Genomic DNA, 14912 nt, shown 5'->3' on the forward strand with positions numbered 1-14912 from the left:
CGCTCCTTGGCTGCACTCAATGCCCTGGCGTTGCGCACTGGGGTGATTGTGTTCCTGACCATACCTACCTCACGTATTGGAAACGTCGCCGTGATCGATATGGGCGACAGAAATGCGCTGGTCCGGTGGTCCGGTCTATATACCCTAAGCGTGTATAAAAATTAAATAAACTAACCTTTAGGAATATGCATAGAAGTGCCTCCGCGGCCCTTGGCCGAACACCCGCAGGCGCACGGCCGGGGCCCACTGCGAGCAGTTGCCGACCTTGTCCAGAATGCAGTAGCTGGCGTCCAGGTGCTCGTCGTTGCCGGCTTCCAGCAGCACTTGGGGCGGGATCAGGCCCTGTATCGGGCAGCCGATACCGTCGCCGGACAGTGGCGCCAGGTCGATGCGCAGGTCGGCCCAGCGCAGGGTGATCGCATCGCCTTCGGCCATGTGCCGGTACGGCGCGATATTGAACGGTACACCCTGCCCGCAGCGGCTCAGATCCAGCCCTTGGCGCAGCAGCCGGCCAGGCAGGCGCAAGGGCGTCAGGTGCGGGTTCTCCGGGGTGGTCACGTAGCCGCCGGGGCAGTTCAGCTTGACCGCTACCTGCAATGGCGCGGAGCGTCGCGGGTGCTGGCCGGGCTGGAGCAGGCGGTAGTGCAGGGTGTTGAGCCCCGGGTAGAGCATCTGCCTGGGCACGGCGAGGGCGATCGAGGTGCCGGGCTCGCCGGCGCGCAGTAGATGCGCGGCCACGTAGCGGTTGCCCCAGAACAGCTCCAGCAGGTCGCCGGCCTGCAGGGTCGGTGCGGTCTGGATGCTGGCTTGCAGGTGGCTGGCGGTGTGCACGCCAATGCCATGGGGCGCGATATGGAGCAGGGCGGGGGGCGGCAGTTCAGATCCTTTGGCTGCGCGGTGCATGGTCCGTTTCCTTGTGCGGGTGGTGGCACGAGGCTTTGGTTATTGGCTGGATCGGCAGGTGAGTCAAGGTGCCCGATGGCCGTGACCGGGCAGTCGGCAGCGCTTCAGAGCGGTCCTACCCGAAGCGGCATGGGGGCTGTGGATAAACTCGGATTTGTCTGTGCTCGGGCGGTGCATCCGGGTCAGTGGGCGTGGCCCTGCGCGCCGAGAAACTTGCCCAGAAACTGGCGTGTGCGTTCTTCCTTCGGCGCGGCGAACAGGGCCTTGGCCTCGCCCTGTTCGACGATCACGCCCTTGTCGAAAAAGATCACCCGGTTGGCCACGTCGCGGGCGAAGTTCATTTCGTGGGTGACGATGATCATGGTGCGGTTTTCCTGGGCCAGGCCGCGAATGGTCGCCAGCACCTCGCCCACCAGCTCGGGGTCCAGCGCCGAGGTGGGTTCGTCGAACAGGATCACCTGCGGCTCCATGGCCAATGCACGGGCAATGGCCACGCGCTGCTGCTGGCCACCGGATAGGCGCCGCGGGTAGGCATCCTCCTTGCCCGCCAGGCCGACCTTGGCCAGCAGCGCACGGCCCAGGGCCAGGGCCTTTTCGCGGGGGGCCTTCTTGACCACCAGCGGCCCCTCGATGACGTTCTCCAGGGCGGTGCGGTGCGGGAACAGGTTGAAGTTCTGGAACACGAAACCGACCTGCTGGCGCAGGTGGCGAATCAACGTGGCCTGCTTGGCCAGCGGACGGTCGCCGTCGATCTCGATGTCGGCCACACGAATGCGTCCGCTGCTGGGGGTCTCCAGCAGGTTCAGGCAGCGCAGGAAGGTGGTCTTGCCCGAGCCGCTGGGGCCGATGATGGCGATCACTTCACCGGCCTCGACCGTCAGGCTGATGTCGTCGAGCACGGTCAGGCCGTTGAACTGCTTGCTCAGGCGGGTGACTTCGATCATGCCTCAGGGCTCCAGGTCATGGCGGTTGACCCGCGCTTCCAGACGGTTCTGCAGGTGGGCCAGCGCGCTGGCCAGCACCCAGTAGATCAGGGCGGCGGCCAGGTACATGGTGAAGATCTCAAAGGTGCGTGCGGTAATCAGCTGGGCCTGGCGGAACAGCTCCGGCACCTGGATGGTGGCGGCCAGCGCGGTGTCCTTGACCAGCGAGATGAAACTGTTGCCCAGCGGCGGCAGGGCGGTGCGCGCGGCCTGCGGCAGGATCGCGCGGCGCATCGCCTGGCCGCGGGTCATGCCGATGCTGGCGGCGGCCTCCCACTGGCCGCGGTCGATGGAGCTGATCGCGGCGCGCAGGATTTCACAGGCATAGGCGGCCATGTTCAGGGAAAACCCGATCAGCGCCGCGGGCAGCGGGTCCAGCTCGATGCCCAGCTGCGGCAGGCCGTAATAGATCATGAACAGCTGCACCAGCAGCGGCGTGCCGCGAAAGAACGATACATAGACCCGCGCCGTCCAGCTCAGCAGCTTGATCGCAGACAGGCGCATCAGCGCCAGGCCGAAGCCGATCAACAGGCCGAAGAACATCCCGCCCAGGCTCAGGAACACCGTGAAGTAGGCGCCCTTGAGCAGAAAGGGCGCGCTGTCCAGGGCCAGCTGCAGGCTCTCTTCGATCATTGCGTCACGTCAGCACTGAAATACTTCTCGGAAAGCTTTTTCAGCGTGCCGTCGGCGCGCAGTTTGTCGAGGGCCTTGTTGATCGCGTCGAGCAGTTCCGGCTCGCCCTTGCGCAGGGCCACGCCGGCTTCCTGGCGCGAGAAGGCGTCGCCGGCGGCGATGGTGTCCTTGGCTTTTCTGGCGTATTCCAGTGCCGCCAGGCGGTCGATCAGGATGGCGTCGATGCGGCCCACGCGCAGGTCCTGGAACTTGCTCGGGTCATCGTCGTAGGTCTTGATGATGGCTTTGGGCACGTTGTCCTTGAGCCATTGCTCGTAGTTGGTGCCCAGGCCCACGCCCACCTTCTTGCCGGCCAGGTCCTGCGCGGTCTTGAGGGTGTCCTTGTTCTTGGTCAGCACCAGGGCCTGGATGCCGGAAACGGTGTAGGGCTCGGAGAAGTCGTATTTCTTCTTGCGCTCGTCGGAGATGGTCACCTGGTTGACCACGATGTCCAGACGCTTGGATTCAAGGGCGGCGAGGATGCCGTCCCACTTGGTCGGCTGCAGCCTGGCCTTGACCCCGAGTTCCTTGGCCAGGGCCTCGGACAGCTCGACCTCGAAGCCGGTCAGCTTGCCGTCGGTGTCGACGAAGCTGAACGGCGGGTAGGTACCCTCCAGGCCGACACTGATGCTGCCGCTGTCCTTGATCTTCTGCAATTGCTCGCCGGCGACCGCCTGGCCAAGCAGGCCCAGGCCAAGTACCAGGGCAGCCCCTGTGCCCAGCAACTGTTTACCGAATACGGAAATCGTCATGACTGGCCCCGCTGATATCAATTAAGCCGTTATTGGTTGACTGCTCCAGACCTCAGGGTAGGCGAATAATGCAGGTGCCCCACCGGTATGCAGAAAAATCAGCGGGCCTTCGTCGAAACGCTGGCGCGCGATGCCGTCGAGCAGCCCGGCCATGGCCTTGCCGGTGTACACCGGGTCCAGCAGCAGGCCCTCGTGGCTGGCCAGCAGGCGGATGGCGGCCAGGGTGCCGGCATTCGGTTCGCCGTAGCGCGGCGCGAAGTACTCGTCCCACAGTTCGACCTTGAAGGCGTCAGGCAGGTCGATGCCCAGCAGCTCGGCGGTGCGTTCGGCCAGGCCCTGCACCTTGGGGCGCTGGGCCTCGTCGCTGCGCGACACGGTCACGCCGATCAGCGGCAGTTGCGGCAGCGCTTGGGCCAGCGCCAGGCCCAGGCCGCTGTGGGTGCCCGCACTGCCGGAGGCCAGCACCACCCCGGCGAAGGTCTGCCCGCTGCGGGTGATCTGCTCGGCCAGCTCCAGCCCGGCGCGCACATAGCCCAGGGCGCCACGCGCATTGGAACCGCCAATCGGCACGATGTAGGGCTTGCGTCCGCTGGCATGCAGGCGCACGGCCAGCGCCTGCAACTGGTCATCGGCATCGTCGAGGTTATCCACAAGCTCGACCCTGGCGTCGAACAGTTCCAGCAGCAGGCGGTTGCCGTTGTGCTGGTAGGCGGGGGAGTCGGTGCCGATGGGGTTTTCCAGCAGGGCCACGCAGCCCAGGCCCAGTTGCGCGGCCAGTGCTGCGGTCTGGCGCACGTGGTTGGACTGGATGGCGCCGGCGGTGATCAGCGTATCGGCACCGCTGGCCAGCGCGTCGGCGGCCAGGTACTCGAGCTTGCGCAGCTTGTTGCCGCCCAGGGCCAGCGGGGTGAGGTCGTCGCGCTTGATGTAGATGTCGCGCCCGGCCCAGGCCGACAGGCGTTCGAGCCGGTGCAGCGGGGTGGGTGCATCGAGCAAGGGCAGGCGTTTGAAGCGTTCGAGCTGGTGTTCGATCATGGCATCGGGCTGACTGGGGAAACTTCGACTATAGGCAGCCGTGGGCGTCTCTTCCACTGGGCCGGCTTATGCCGGATTTATAGCCAAAGCGCATAAAGGGATATTTTTTCCGCCGTGGCCATTTGCCGTAAAGTGATCCGCAACAAGGCGGCCACCCCCTCCACAAGCCGCCGCCGCGTCAGGAGAGACAACCGTGAGCGACAACGCGCAAACAGGCCATTGGCAGTTGCAAACCCTCGTCAGCCAGCTGCGTTCAGCCCGTGACCAATGGCGCAGCCGCAATGGCCGCAGCAGTGGCGAGCAGGGCGGGCGCGAGCTGCCCTCGCGCGAGGCGATGCGCCAGATTCTCGAGCAGCTGTGCGGCGCGCTGTTCCCCATGCGCCTGGGCCCGGTGGACCTGCGCGAAGAGAGCGAAGACTTCTATGTGGGCAACACCCTGGACGCGGCGCTGACCGCATTGCTGGCCCAGGCGCGCCTTGAGCTGCGCTACGCCGCGCGCCAGGGCAAGGCCGAGTCGCTGGAGATTGACGCCCAGGCGCTGCGCCTGATCCAGGATTTCGCCGCCGCCCTGCCGGGCCTGCGCACGTTGCTCGATACCGATGTACTGGCGGCCTATCACGGCGACCCGGCGGCGCGCAGCGTGGACGAGGTGCTGCTGTGCTACCCCGGCGTGCTGGCAGTGATCCACCACCGCCTGGCGCATCACCTGTACCGCGCCGGGCTGCCGCTGCTGGCGCGCATCAGTTCGGAGCTGGCGCATTCGGCCACCGGCATCGACATTCACCCCGGCGCGCAGATCGGCCCGAGCTTCTTCATCGACCATGGCACCGGTGTGGTGATCGGCGAGACGGCGATCATTGGCGAGCGGGTGCGTATCTACCAGGCGGTGACCCTGGGCGCCAAGCGGTTCCCGGCGGACGAGTCGGGGCAGTTGCAGAAGGGCCAGCCGCGCCACCCGATCGTCGAGGACGACGTGGTGATTTACGCCGGCGCGACTATTCTGGGGCGTATCACCATCGGCAAGGGCTCGACCATCGGCGGCAATGTGTGGCTGACCCGCAGTGTGGCGGCAGGCAGCAACCTGACCCAGGCCAATCTGCAGCATGATGATGGGACGCAGAAGTAGATCTTCAGTGTTTTTGAAGGCCTCATCGCGGGCCGAGCCCGCTCCCACAACGATCACCGCTGTTTTTGTGGGAGCGGGCTTGACCCGCGATGGGTCGCACCGTAACCCCCATCCATGTTTAACTTGAACGCTCGTTCAACTTAAACGGTGGTCCGCTGCCGGTGTTCAACAGGAGGAAACCCTTTGCTGAACCCGTACAACTCAACCCTCACACACCCCCGCGAGGTGCACACGCAATGAGTGCACCGTCTTCGAATACCCCCAGCACTATCCGCATGAACCCCCCGGTGTTCTATTTTGCCGCCAGCTTCATCCTGCTGTTCGGCCTGACCGTGATCAGCAACCCGCAGGTGGCCGGTGAATGGCTGCTGGCGGCGCAGAACTGGGCCGCCAACACCGTGGGCTGGTACTACATGCTGGCGATGACCCTGTACCTGGTCTTCGTGGTGGTCACCGCCTTGTCCGGCTACGGCAAGATCAAGCTCGGTGCCGACCACGACGAACCCGAGTTCAGCTACCTGTCGTGGGCCGGCATGCTGTTCGCCGCCGGCATCAGCATCACGCTGTTCTTCTTCTGCGTCTCCGAACCCCTGACCCACCTGCTGCAGCCGCCCCAGGGCGAAGCCGGCACCGCCGAGGCCGGGCGCCAGGCGATGCAGCTGCTGTTTCTGCACTGGGGCCTGCACGGCTGGGGCGTGTTCGCCTTCGTGGGCATGGCGCTGGCCTACTTCGCCTACCGCCACAACCTGCCGCTGGCGCTGCGTTCGGCGCTGTACCCGCTGATCGGCAAGCGCATCAACGGCCCCATCGGCTACGCGGTGGACGGCTTCGGCATCATCGCCACGGTGTTCGGCCTGGGCGCCGACATGGGCTTTGGCGTGCTGCACCTGAACTCGGGCCTGGACTACCTGTTCGGCATCCCGCACACCCAGTGGGTGCAGGTGATCCTGATCAGCCTGATGATGGGGGCAGCGGTGGTGGTGGCCATCGCCGGGGTCGACAAGGGCGTGCGGGTGATGTCCGACATCAACATGGTGCTGGCCTGCGCACTGCTGCTGTTCGTACTGTTCGCCGGGCCTACCCAGCACCTGTTCAACACCCTGATCCAGAACCTGGGCGACTACCTGGGCGCGTTGCCGCGCAAGAGCTTCGATGTGTACGCCTACAACGAACCGAGCGACTGGCTGGGCGGCTGGACGGTGTTCTACTGGGCCTGGTGGATTGCCTGGGCGCCGTTCGTCGGGTTGTTCATCGCACGGATTTCCCGCGGGCGCACCATCCGCGAGTTCGTGTTCGGCGTGCTGCTGATTCCGCTGGGCTTCACCCTGGCGTGGATGTCCATCTTCGGTAACAGCGCGATCCTGCAGGTGCTCAATGGCGCTACGGCGCTGGGGCAGTCGGCGCTGGAAAACCCCTCGATGAGCCTGTACCTGCTGCTGGAAACCTACCCGTGGAGCAAGGTGGTGATCGCGGTCACGGTGTTCATCAGCTTCGTGTTCTTCGTCACTTCGGCCGACTCGGGCACGGTGGTGCTCTCGACCCTGTCGGCCCGTGACGGCAGCCCGGACGAGGACGGCCCCAACTGGCTGCGGGTGTTCTGGGGTGCGATGACGGCGCTGGTGACCAGCGGGCTGCTGTTTGCCGGCAGCATCGACTCGCTCAAGTCGGCGGTGGTGCTGACCTCGCTGCCGTTCTCGGTGATCCTGCTGGCGATGATGTGGGGCCTGCACAAGGCGTTCTACCTGGAGTCGCAGCGTCAGATCGCGCAGATGCACTCGCTGGCACCGTTCGCCAACTCGCGGCGCGGGCGTGGCGGCTGGCGGCATCGCCTGAGCCAGGCTGTGCACTTCCCCTCGCGGGACGAGGTGTACCGGTTCATGGATGACGTGGTGCGCCCGGCGATTGCCGAGGTGACCGACGTGTTTGCCGAGAAGGGCCTGAATGTCATCACCCAAGAAGACCCGAGCCACGACAACGTGAGCTTGAAGATCGGCCATGGCGAAGAGCAGCCGTTCATCTACCAGGTGCAGATGCGCGGCTACTTCACGCCATCGTTCGCACTGGCCGGGCTGGGCACGCAGGAGTTGAAGAACCGGCGCTACTACCGCGCCGAGGTGCACCTGAGTGAAGGCAGCCAGGATTACGACCTGGTGGGCTACAGCAAGGAGCAGATCATCAACGACATCCTCGACCAGTACGAGCGTCACCTGCAGTTTTTGCACATGGTGCGTTAGGGCTGCCGGCCCCTTCGCCGGCACGGCCGGCTCCTACAGGAGCCGGATTTGCCGGCGAATGCCTCCCTCTTGCCAGCTACGCCCAACGGGGTGTTTTCATATCTTGATTCGTACCACGTAGTACGTAATTGATGGCCGCGGCGCACCGCCTCAAAACGGCTTGTCGCCCAGAATAGTCGCCCGATGCATTACCCGCCGCTGCGGTCGGTAATCGTCCACCGCGTAATGCTGCGTTACGCGGTTGTCCCAGAACGCCACGTCGTTTTCCTGCCAACGCCAGCGGATGGTGAACTCCGGGCGCGTGGCGTGGGCGAACAGCAGTTTCAGGATCGCCTCGCTCTCGGCCTCGCCCAGTTCGTTGATGCGGGTAGTGAAGCCTTCGCTCACGAACAGCGATTTGCGCCCGCTCACCGGGTGCGTGCGGATCACCGGGTGCGACAGCGGCGGGTTGTTGCGTCGCGCCGCTTCCCAGCGCGCCAGGTCTTCGGCGGTGTTGCCAAAGCGCTCCAGCGGAAACGACTTGGTGAAGTCGTGGGTGGCGGTCAGCCCGTCGAGCAGCTGGCGCAGCGGCGCCGACAGTGCCTCATAGGCGGCAATGCCGCTGGCCCACAGGGTGTCGCCACCATAGGCCGGCAACTGCTTGGCGCTGAGCACCGCACCCAGCGCCGGGGTGGGCAGAAAGGTCACGTCGGTATGCCAGATGGCGTTGTCGCGTACATCGGTGACGGCCGTGTCGAGCACCAGCACCTGTGGCGTTTCGGGCACGTTGGGGTAGATGGGGTGAATGTGCAGATCGCCGAAACGCGCGGCAAAACTGGCCTGCTGCTGCGGGGTCAGCGGCTGCTCGCGGAAGAACAGCACCTGGTGCTGGAGCAGCGCCTGCTCCACGGCGTCACGGTGTTCACGGCTGATCTCGCGGGTCAGGTCGATGCCGCTGATCTGTGCGCCGAGCGCGGGGCTCAGCGGGGTAATGGTCAGGCTCATGTCGGTCTCTTTGTGCAAGTCTCAATGGCTCTGGCCATGCCAGGGCACCAGCTTGCGCTGCAGGGCGCGCAAGCTCATTTCCAATGCGAAGGCGATCAGGGCAATCACCAGAATGCCCAGCACCACCACGTCGGTCACCAGGAACTGCGCGGCTGACTGCACCATGAAGCCCAGCCCGCTGGTGGCGGCAATCAGTTCGGCGGCCACCAGGGTCGACCAGCCCACGCCCAGGCCGATGCGCACGCCGGTAAGAATGTCGGGCAGTGCGCTGGGCAGGATCACGTGGCGAATCAGTTGTGCCCGGGTGGCCCCCAGCGACTGCGCGGCGCGCAGCCTGGCCGGGTCGACGGTGCGCACGCCGGTGGCAGTGGCGATGGCGATCGGGGCGAAGATCGCCAGGTAGATCAGCAGCACCTTGGACAACTCGCCGATGCCGCACCAGATCACGATCAACGGCAGGTAGGCCAGCGGCGGGATCGGCCGGTAGAACTCGATCAGCGGGTCAAAGATGCCGCGGGCAATACGGTTGTGGCCGATGGCGATGCCGATCGGGATCGCGGTCAGGATCGCCGCGCCCAGGGCCAGGCCGATACGCTGCAGGCTCGCGCCCAGGTGCTGCCACAGGGTCGATTCCATGTAGCCCTGGATCATCAGTAGCCAGGCCTTGCCCAGCACCGCCTCGGGCGAGGGCAGAAACAGCGGCTCGATCCATTCGGCGGCGGTCACCGCCCACCAGGCCAGCAGCAGCGTGGCCAGGGTCAGTACGCTGATCCAGCGTGTGCTCAGGCTGCGCCGCGCCTTCACGGGCACCGCTGCAGCAGCGGCAGGTTTGGCCGTTACCGGCAGGTCGAGGCTGCTCATGCGAGCTCCTTGCGCGGGGTGGCGCTGCGTTGGGAGAACACCCGCGACAGTACGTGCTCGCGGGTTTCGATGAAGCGTGGGTCGGACTTGATCGCGCGTGCCGATTCGCCTGCGGCGTAGCGCTGGCCGAAGTCCAGTTGCAGGCGCTCGACGATCTGCCCCGGGTTGGGCGCCAGCAGCACCAGTTCGGTGGCCAGGAACACCGCCTCCTCGATGTCGTGGGTAATCAGGAACACCGGCTTGGCGGTGCGTTGCCACACCTGCAGCAGCAGTTCCTGCATCTGTTCGCGGGTGAATGCATCCAGGGCGCCGAACGGCTCGTCCATCAGCAGGATGCGCGGGTCGGCAGCCAGTGCACGGGCCAGGCCCACACGCTGCTTCTGCCCGCCCGACAATTGCCAGATACGCCGGCTGCCGAAGTCGGCCAGGTCCACCAGGGCGAGCATTTCGCGGGCCCTGGCTTCACGTTGTGCACGGGGTACGCCGGCCAGTTCCAGGCCGAAGCCGACGTTGGCCAGTACGTCCTGCCAGGGCAGCAGGGCGTCGTCCTGGAACACCACGCCACGGTCGGCGCCGGGGCCCTGCACCGCTTGGCCATCGAGGGTGATGCGCCCGGCGCTGGGGGTGACGAAGCCGGCGATCAGGTTGAGCAGCGAAGTCTTGCCGCTGCCGGAAGGGCCCAGGGCCACCAGCAGCTGCTGCGGGCCCAGGCTCAGTGAGATGTCGGCCAGTACGGGTTCGGCAGCGCCGGGGTACTGTGCGCTGATGCGCTCCAGTTGTAGCAGGGCCATGAAGGGGCTCCGGTGTCAGTTGGTGATGAACTGGGCGCTGACATAGGGCGCGTAGTCCGGCAGTACCGCGTCGACCTTGCCTTGTTCCTTGAGGAAGGTGGCGGTGTCGGTGATGGCCTTGGTGGTCGGTGCGCCCAGGGCCGCGACCTGGTCGGCGGCCAGCGGGAACACGTTGCCCTGCAGCAGGCCCGGAATGTCCGCGGCCTTGGCGCCGGAAAGCTTGACCAGCTTGTCGACGTTGGCCTTGTCGGCCAGCCAGGCTTGCGGGTTTTTGCGGTAGTCGGCGTAGGCGTCGAGGGTGACCTTGGCGAAGGCCTTGACGATCTCGGGGTGCTTGGCGGCGAAGTCCTTGCGCACGATCCAGGCGTCGAAGGTCGGTGCGCCTTTTTCGGCCAGCTCGCCGGAGGTGATCAGCACCTTGCCGTTTTCCTTGGCCACGCCCAGGGCTGGGTCCCATACGTAGGTGGCGTCGATGTCGCCGCGCTTCCAGGCGGCGATGATCGCCGGTGGCGCGAGGTTGAGGATCTGCACCTTGGACGGGTCGATGTTCCACTGTTTGAGTGCGGCCAGCAGGCTGTAGTGGCCGGTGGACACGAACGGTACGGCGATCTTCTTGCCGATCAGGTCCTGCGGCGAGTTGATGCCGCTGCCCTCGCGAGCCACCAGTGCCTCGGCGGCGCCGATCTGGGTGGCGATCAGGAAGGTTTCCACCGGCAGCTTGCGGGTGGCGGCGGCGGCCAGGGGGCTGGAGCCCAGGTAGCCGATCTGTACGTCACCGGAGGCGACGGCGGTGATCACGTCGGCGCCGCTGTCGAACTTGCGCCAGTCGATGCTGGCCTTGCTGGTCTTTTCATAGGTGCCATCGACCTGGGCCACCTTGGCCGGATCGACGGTGGTCTGGTAGGCCACGGTCAGGTCGGCGGCCTGGACGAAGAAGGCGGCACCGGCCAGGGCCAGGGCGGTGAACAGGCGCAGCGGGGCAGGCAGGGTCATGGAAAACTCCTCGTCAGGCGGGTAGGCGGTGTGGATGACGAGAAGACTAGTTGATCTAAGAATGTCGAAATAAATAACTTTTTGGCATTAGCTTAGGAGTCATTGGCTGGATGACCCGGGTCAAGGTAGTCGCTGCCAGGGTGGTGAACAATCGCGGGCTGCCGGGGCAATGAGGAAGATGATCGGTATAAAAAATATCTTTTTAAGAAGATATGGGAATTAGCTTATGGGCTATCCTGCAAAACGCTGAAATAATCGGACTATATTCCGTAATAATCTGAAAAATTCACAAAATTGTCTTTTTTGATTTATAGGATTGTCATTATCCTTCGCACCCAAGGCCGGCGCCTTAGACCAAAGTAGTGAAACGACTGGTTACGATTGACTTATCAGTCACGCTTTGGTGCTAATCGCCAATCGTCTTTGGAGCGGAACGACAGAGTCTGCCCATCAAGCGACACACAAAAATTAGAATCGAAAGGAGTGATGCATGAACAAGTCCAGCCTGGCACTTGCCGTGGCCGTAGGGGTACTGGCCCAGCAAGCGGGTGCAGCCGGTTTTGTGGAAGACAGCAAGGCGAGCATCACTGCGCGCAACTTCTACATCAACCAAGACAACCGTAATGGCGATGGCAAACCTTCCAAACAGGAAGAATGGGGCCAAGGTTTCATCTTCAACTTCAGCTCGGGCTTCACCGAAGGCACAGTCGGCTTTGGTGTCGACGCCATCGGCCTGGCCGGTTTCCGCCTGGACTCGGGTAAAGGCACCCACTACAACCCAACCAGCTCTGCCAAGGGCGGCCTGGTGTTCCCAACCGACGGCGACGGCCGTGCGGTCAACGAATTCAGCAGCGTGGGCCTGACCGGTAAGGTCAAGATCTCGAAAACCGTCGCCCAGTTGGGCACCCTGCAGCCAAAACTGCCGGTCGTGACCTACAACGACGGCCGTCTGCTGCCGCAGACCTTCGAAGGTGGCCAGATCACCTCGAACGAAATCGACAACCTGACGCTGGTCGGCGGCAAGCTGGAACACGCCAAGGGCCGTAACTCGACCAACAACGAGTCGCTGACCATCGCCGGCTCCAACGGCAACCCGCAAACCGCTACCTCGAACCGTCGCAGCAACGCGTTCTACTACGCCGGTGCCGACTACAAGATCACCAAGGACCTGTTGGCGCAGTACTACTACGGCAACCTGGACGACTTCTACAAACAGCACTTCCTGGGCCTGACCCACACCCTGGCACTGCCAGTGGGTAGCCTGAAGTCCGACCTGCGTTATTTCTACAGCGATTCGGACGGCAAGAACGGCAGCACCGAAGGTCGCCTGGCCGGCTACCGTGCCTCCGGTTACCAGAACAACGGTGAAGTCGACAACCGTACCTGGAGCGCCAAGTTCACCTACAGCCTGCAAGGCCATGCCTTGAGCGCCGGCTACCAGCGCGTCAACGGTACCAGCGACTTCCCGTTCCTGAACCAGGGTGACGGTTCGACCAGCTACCTGATCACCGACGTGCAGATCGGCAAGTTCCAGCGTGCCGGCGAGCGCACCTGGCTGGCGCAGTACGCCTATGACTTCGCTGCCATCGGCGTGCCTGGCCTGACCACCTCCGTGATCTACCTCAAGGGCGACAACGTCAACGCGCCGGGCAGTGACCGTTCCGAGTGGGAACGTGACTTCACCCTGGGCTATGTCGTACCGGAAGGTACCCTCAAGGGTCTGGGCCTGGCCTGGCGTAACGCCTCGCTGCGTTCCGACGCGGTCAACCAGCGCGACCAGGACGAAAACCGCCTGATCCTCAGCTACACCTACAGCTTCCTGTAAGGCCTGGCTGAACGAAAAGCCCCGCCGTGTGCGGGGTTTTTTTTGCCCGTGAATTGATAGGCTTTTCAGTTATAAATAAATCGATATTTATTCTTTTTAACCTTATGCACAGGCAGGCTACAGTGAGGTCATAAACAACCCAGCCAAGGAGCCGCACCATGAGCCTCAGACTCGGCGATATCGCCCCCGATTTCGAACAGGATTCCAGCGCGGGCAAGATCCGCTTCCACGAGTGGCTGGGCGACAGCTGGGGCGTGCTGTTCTCGCACCCCGCCGACTTCACCCCGGTGTGCACCACGGAACTGGGCTTTACCGCCAAGCTCAAGGACCAGTTCGCCGAGCGCGGGGTCAAGGCCATCGCGCTGTCGGTCGACCCGGTGGACTCGCACCACCGCTGGATCGAAGACATCAATGAAACCCAGAACACCATCGTCAACTTCCCGATCCTGGCCGACGCCGACCGCAAGGTGTCGGACCTGTACGACCTGATCCACCCCAACGCCAGCGACACCCTGACGGTACGCTCCCTGTTCGTGATCGACCCGAACAAGAAGATCCGCCTGACCATCACCTACCCGGCCAGCACCGGCCGCAACTTCAACGAGATTTTGCGGGTGATCGATTCGGTGCAGCTCACCGACAACCACAAGGTCGCCACCCCGGCCAACTGGCAGGACGGTGACGAGGTGGTGATCGTGCCGTCGCTCAAGGACGAAGAGGAAATCAAGCGGCGCTTTCCGAAGGGCTACCGGGCGGTCAAGCCGTACCTGCGCCTGACCCCGCAGCCTAACCGTTGAATGTTTTGATGTAGCCACAGCAGGGTATTTCGGGGCCGTTTCGACGGCCCTTTTTTTATGTCCGCGCGGGCCTCTTTCGCCGGCAGGGCCGGCTCCTGCAAGGTTGCACTGCCCCCTGTAGGAGCCGGCCTTGCCGGCGAAGCTCTTATAGTTCCATATAGAATAAACAAATGAAAAAATATGATTTATTGGTATATATGCCGAGCTGTTATGGTCACTCCACTCCAGCGAGATCCAATCTCGCGGCCCTCTAGAACACGATCAAGGAAGTGCTCCAATGCTGGTTGTTTCTCTCGGCGGTAGTCCCAGTCTGCGTTCGCGCTCCGGCGTCCTGCTCGACCGCGCGCGGCAATGGCTGAACAGCCAGGGCGTGGAAGTTGTGAGCTTCCAGGTGCGCGATTTCCCCGCTGAAGACCTGCTGCACGCACGTTTCGACAGCCCCACGGTGCAGCACTTCCTGCAACTGGTAGCCCAGGCCGACGGCCTGGTGGTTGCCACCCCGGTATACAAGGCGTCCTTCGCCGGTGCGCTGAAGACCCTGCTCGACCTGCTGCCCGAGCGTGCGCTGGAACACAAGGTGGTTCTGCCCATCGCCACCGGTGGCAGCATCGCCCACATGCTGGCGGTGGACTACGCGCTCAAGCCGGTGCTCTCGGCGCTCAAGGCCCAGGAGACCCTGCAGGGGATCTTCGCCGACGACAGCCAGATCGCCTACGGCGAAGGCAGCGCCGCCGCCCAATTGGCGCCGGTGCTTGAGCAGCGTCTCAACGAATCGCTGGAACTGTTTCACAGCGCCCTGGCGCGCCGCCCCAAGCCGGTGGCCCCGGGCCTGCTCAACGAACGTCTGCTCAGTGCTCGCTGGAGCATCTGAAGCGCTACACCGGCTTTACCGTCTTACCCCACCTTACTCGCCCGCCAACGGGCAAGCAGGTGCAGCCTGAACCCCCACAGCAAAA

Annotated in this window: 14 protein-coding genes; 5 read left to right on the plus strand and 9 right to left on the minus strand. The window is 64.1% G+C overall.

The features are described 5' to 3' along the window. Positions 1-177 precede the first annotated feature (177 nt). The 5 genes from QMX96_RS09085 to QMX96_RS09105 all read right to left on the minus strand — a co-directional run bounded on the left by QMX96_RS09085 (position 178) and on the right by QMX96_RS09105 (position 4345). Positions 178-903 (minus strand): hypothetical protein, encoded by a 726-nt coding sequence (locus tag QMX96_RS09085; protein ID WP_282361645.1) that lies wholly within the window; start codon positions 901-903, stop codon positions 178-180. A 182-nt stretch (positions 904-1085) separates the two neighbouring features. Further along, positions 1086-1847, minus strand: a complete 762-nt coding sequence (gene tcyN / locus QMX96_RS09090; protein WP_058541691.1) for an L-cystine ABC transporter ATP-binding protein TcyN — start codon at positions 1845-1847, stop codon at positions 1086-1088. A 3-nt stretch (positions 1848-1850) separates the two neighbouring features. After that, complete coding sequence (gene tcyL, locus QMX96_RS09095) at positions 1851-2519, minus strand: cystine ABC transporter permease (RefSeq protein ID WP_088514101.1); 669 nt, start codon at positions 2517-2519, stop codon at positions 1851-1853. Further along, positions 2516-3310 carry a cystine ABC transporter substrate-binding protein gene (tcyJ, locus tag QMX96_RS09100; protein ID WP_100632959.1) on the minus strand — a complete coding sequence of 265 codons (795 nt, stop codon included), beginning with the start codon at positions 3308-3310 and terminating at the stop codon, positions 2516-2518. Before tcyJ ends, tcyL begins: the two co-directional genes overlap by 4 nt. Positions 3311-3331: 21 nt before the next feature. Next, positions 3332-4345 carry a D-cysteine desulfhydrase gene (locus QMX96_RS09105; RefSeq protein WP_043861602.1) on the minus strand — a complete coding sequence of 338 codons (1014 nt, stop codon included), beginning with the start codon at positions 4343-4345 and terminating at the stop codon, positions 3332-3334. A gap of 193 nt (positions 4346-4538) precedes the next feature. Here QMX96_RS09105 and epsC point away from each other — a divergent pair, with 193 nt between their 5' ends. Next, positions 4539-5471, plus strand: coding sequence for a serine O-acetyltransferase EpsC (epsC, locus tag QMX96_RS09110; protein WP_043861603.1), 933 nt, complete (start codon positions 4539-4541; stop codon positions 5469-5471). A gap of 236 nt (positions 5472-5707) precedes the next feature. Beyond that, on the plus strand, positions 5708-7705 hold the full coding sequence (gene betT / locus QMX96_RS09115; protein WP_282361646.1) for a choline transporter BetT: 1998 nt from the start codon (positions 5708-5710) through the stop codon (positions 7703-7705). A gap of 150 nt (positions 7706-7855) precedes the next feature. On the opposite strand, the gene tauD is transcribed toward betT, so the two are convergent. From tauD to tauA, 4 genes are read right to left on the minus strand one after another with little or no spacing between them, the layout of a single operon-like run. After that, positions 7856-8689, minus strand: a complete 834-nt coding sequence (gene tauD / locus QMX96_RS09120; protein ID WP_054915908.1) for a taurine dioxygenase — start codon at positions 8687-8689, stop codon at positions 7856-7858. A 21-nt stretch (positions 8690-8710) separates the two neighbouring features. Beyond that, positions 8711-9550, minus strand: coding sequence for a taurine ABC transporter permease TauC (tauC, locus tag QMX96_RS09125; protein ID WP_282361647.1), 840 nt, complete (start codon positions 9548-9550; stop codon positions 8711-8713). Further along, on the minus strand, positions 9547-10341 hold the full coding sequence (gene tauB / locus QMX96_RS09130) for a taurine ABC transporter ATP-binding subunit (protein WP_043861607.1): 795 nt from the start codon (positions 10339-10341) through the stop codon (positions 9547-9549). The genes tauC and tauB overlap by 4 nt, the downstream gene beginning before the upstream one ends. Before the next feature lie 15 nt (positions 10342-10356). Next, complete coding sequence (tauA, locus tag QMX96_RS09135) at positions 10357-11334, minus strand: taurine ABC transporter substrate-binding protein (RefSeq protein ID WP_043861608.1); 978 nt, start codon at positions 11332-11334, stop codon at positions 10357-10359. A 490-nt stretch (positions 11335-11824) separates the two neighbouring features. Between tauA and QMX96_RS09140 the strand changes: the two genes are divergently transcribed. From QMX96_RS09140 to ssuE, 3 genes are all read left to right on the plus strand, one after another. Then, the gene (locus tag QMX96_RS09140; RefSeq protein WP_282361648.1) at positions 11825-13159 is read left to right on the plus strand and encodes an OprD family porin; all 1335 of its coding nucleotides are present in this window, start codon (positions 11825-11827) and stop codon (positions 13157-13159) included. 158 nt (positions 13160-13317) lie between these two features. Then, positions 13318-13956 (plus strand): peroxiredoxin, encoded by a 639-nt coding sequence (locus QMX96_RS09145; RefSeq protein WP_282361649.1) that lies wholly within the window; start codon positions 13318-13320, stop codon positions 13954-13956. A 277-nt stretch (positions 13957-14233) separates the two neighbouring features. Continuing rightward, positions 14234-14827, plus strand: a complete 594-nt coding sequence (ssuE, locus tag QMX96_RS09150) for an NADPH-dependent FMN reductase (RefSeq protein ID WP_043861611.1) — start codon at positions 14234-14236, stop codon at positions 14825-14827. Positions 14828-14912: the final 85 nt, after the last annotated feature.

Source organism: Pseudomonas sp. PS01300, assembly GCF_029960155.1.
GTDB lineage: Bacteria > Pseudomonadota > Gammaproteobacteria > Pseudomonadales > Pseudomonadaceae > Aquipseudomonas > Aquipseudomonas palmensis.

Excerpts from the sequence above, each read along its gene's own strand:
- tcyL (WP_088514101.1), bottom strand. The coding sequence starts at position 2,519 with ATGATCGAAGAGAGCCTGCAGCTGGCCCTGGACAGCGCGCCCTTTCTG.
- ssuE (WP_043861611.1), top strand. The coding sequence starts at position 14,234 with ATGCTGGTTGTTTCTCTCGGCGGTAGTCCCAGTCTGCGTTCGCGCTCC.
- tcyJ (WP_100632959.1), bottom strand. The coding sequence starts at position 3,310 with ATGACGATTTCCGTATTCGGTAAACAGTTGCTGGGCACAGGGGCTGCC.
- QMX96_RS09140 (WP_282361648.1), top strand. The coding sequence starts at position 11,825 with ATGAACAAGTCCAGCCTGGCACTTGCCGTGGCCGTAGGGGTACTGGCC.
- tcyN (WP_058541691.1), bottom strand. The coding sequence starts at position 1,847 with ATGATCGAAGTCACCCGCCTGAGCAAGCAGTTCAACGGCCTGACCGTG.
- QMX96_RS09085 (WP_282361645.1), bottom strand. The coding sequence starts at position 903 with ATGCACCGCGCAGCCAAAGGATCTGAACTGCCGCCCCCCGCCCTGCTC.
- QMX96_RS09145 (WP_282361649.1), top strand. The coding sequence starts at position 13,318 with ATGAGCCTCAGACTCGGCGATATCGCCCCCGATTTCGAACAGGATTCC.
- tauA (WP_043861608.1), bottom strand. The coding sequence starts at position 11,334 with ATGACCCTGCCTGCCCCGCTGCGCCTGTTCACCGCCCTGGCCCTGGCC.
- tauC (WP_282361647.1), bottom strand. The coding sequence starts at position 9,550 with ATGAGCAGCCTCGACCTGCCGGTAACGGCCAAACCTGCCGCTGCTGCA.
- QMX96_RS09105 (WP_043861602.1), bottom strand. The coding sequence starts at position 4,345 with ATGATCGAACACCAGCTCGAACGCTTCAAACGCCTGCCCTTGCTCGAT.
- betT (WP_282361646.1), top strand. The coding sequence starts at position 5,708 with ATGAGTGCACCGTCTTCGAATACCCCCAGCACTATCCGCATGAACCCC.
- tauD (WP_054915908.1), bottom strand. The coding sequence starts at position 8,689 with ATGAGCCTGACCATTACCCCGCTGAGCCCCGCGCTCGGCGCACAGATC.
- tauB (WP_043861607.1), bottom strand. The coding sequence starts at position 10,341 with ATGGCCCTGCTACAACTGGAGCGCATCAGCGCACAGTACCCCGGCGCT.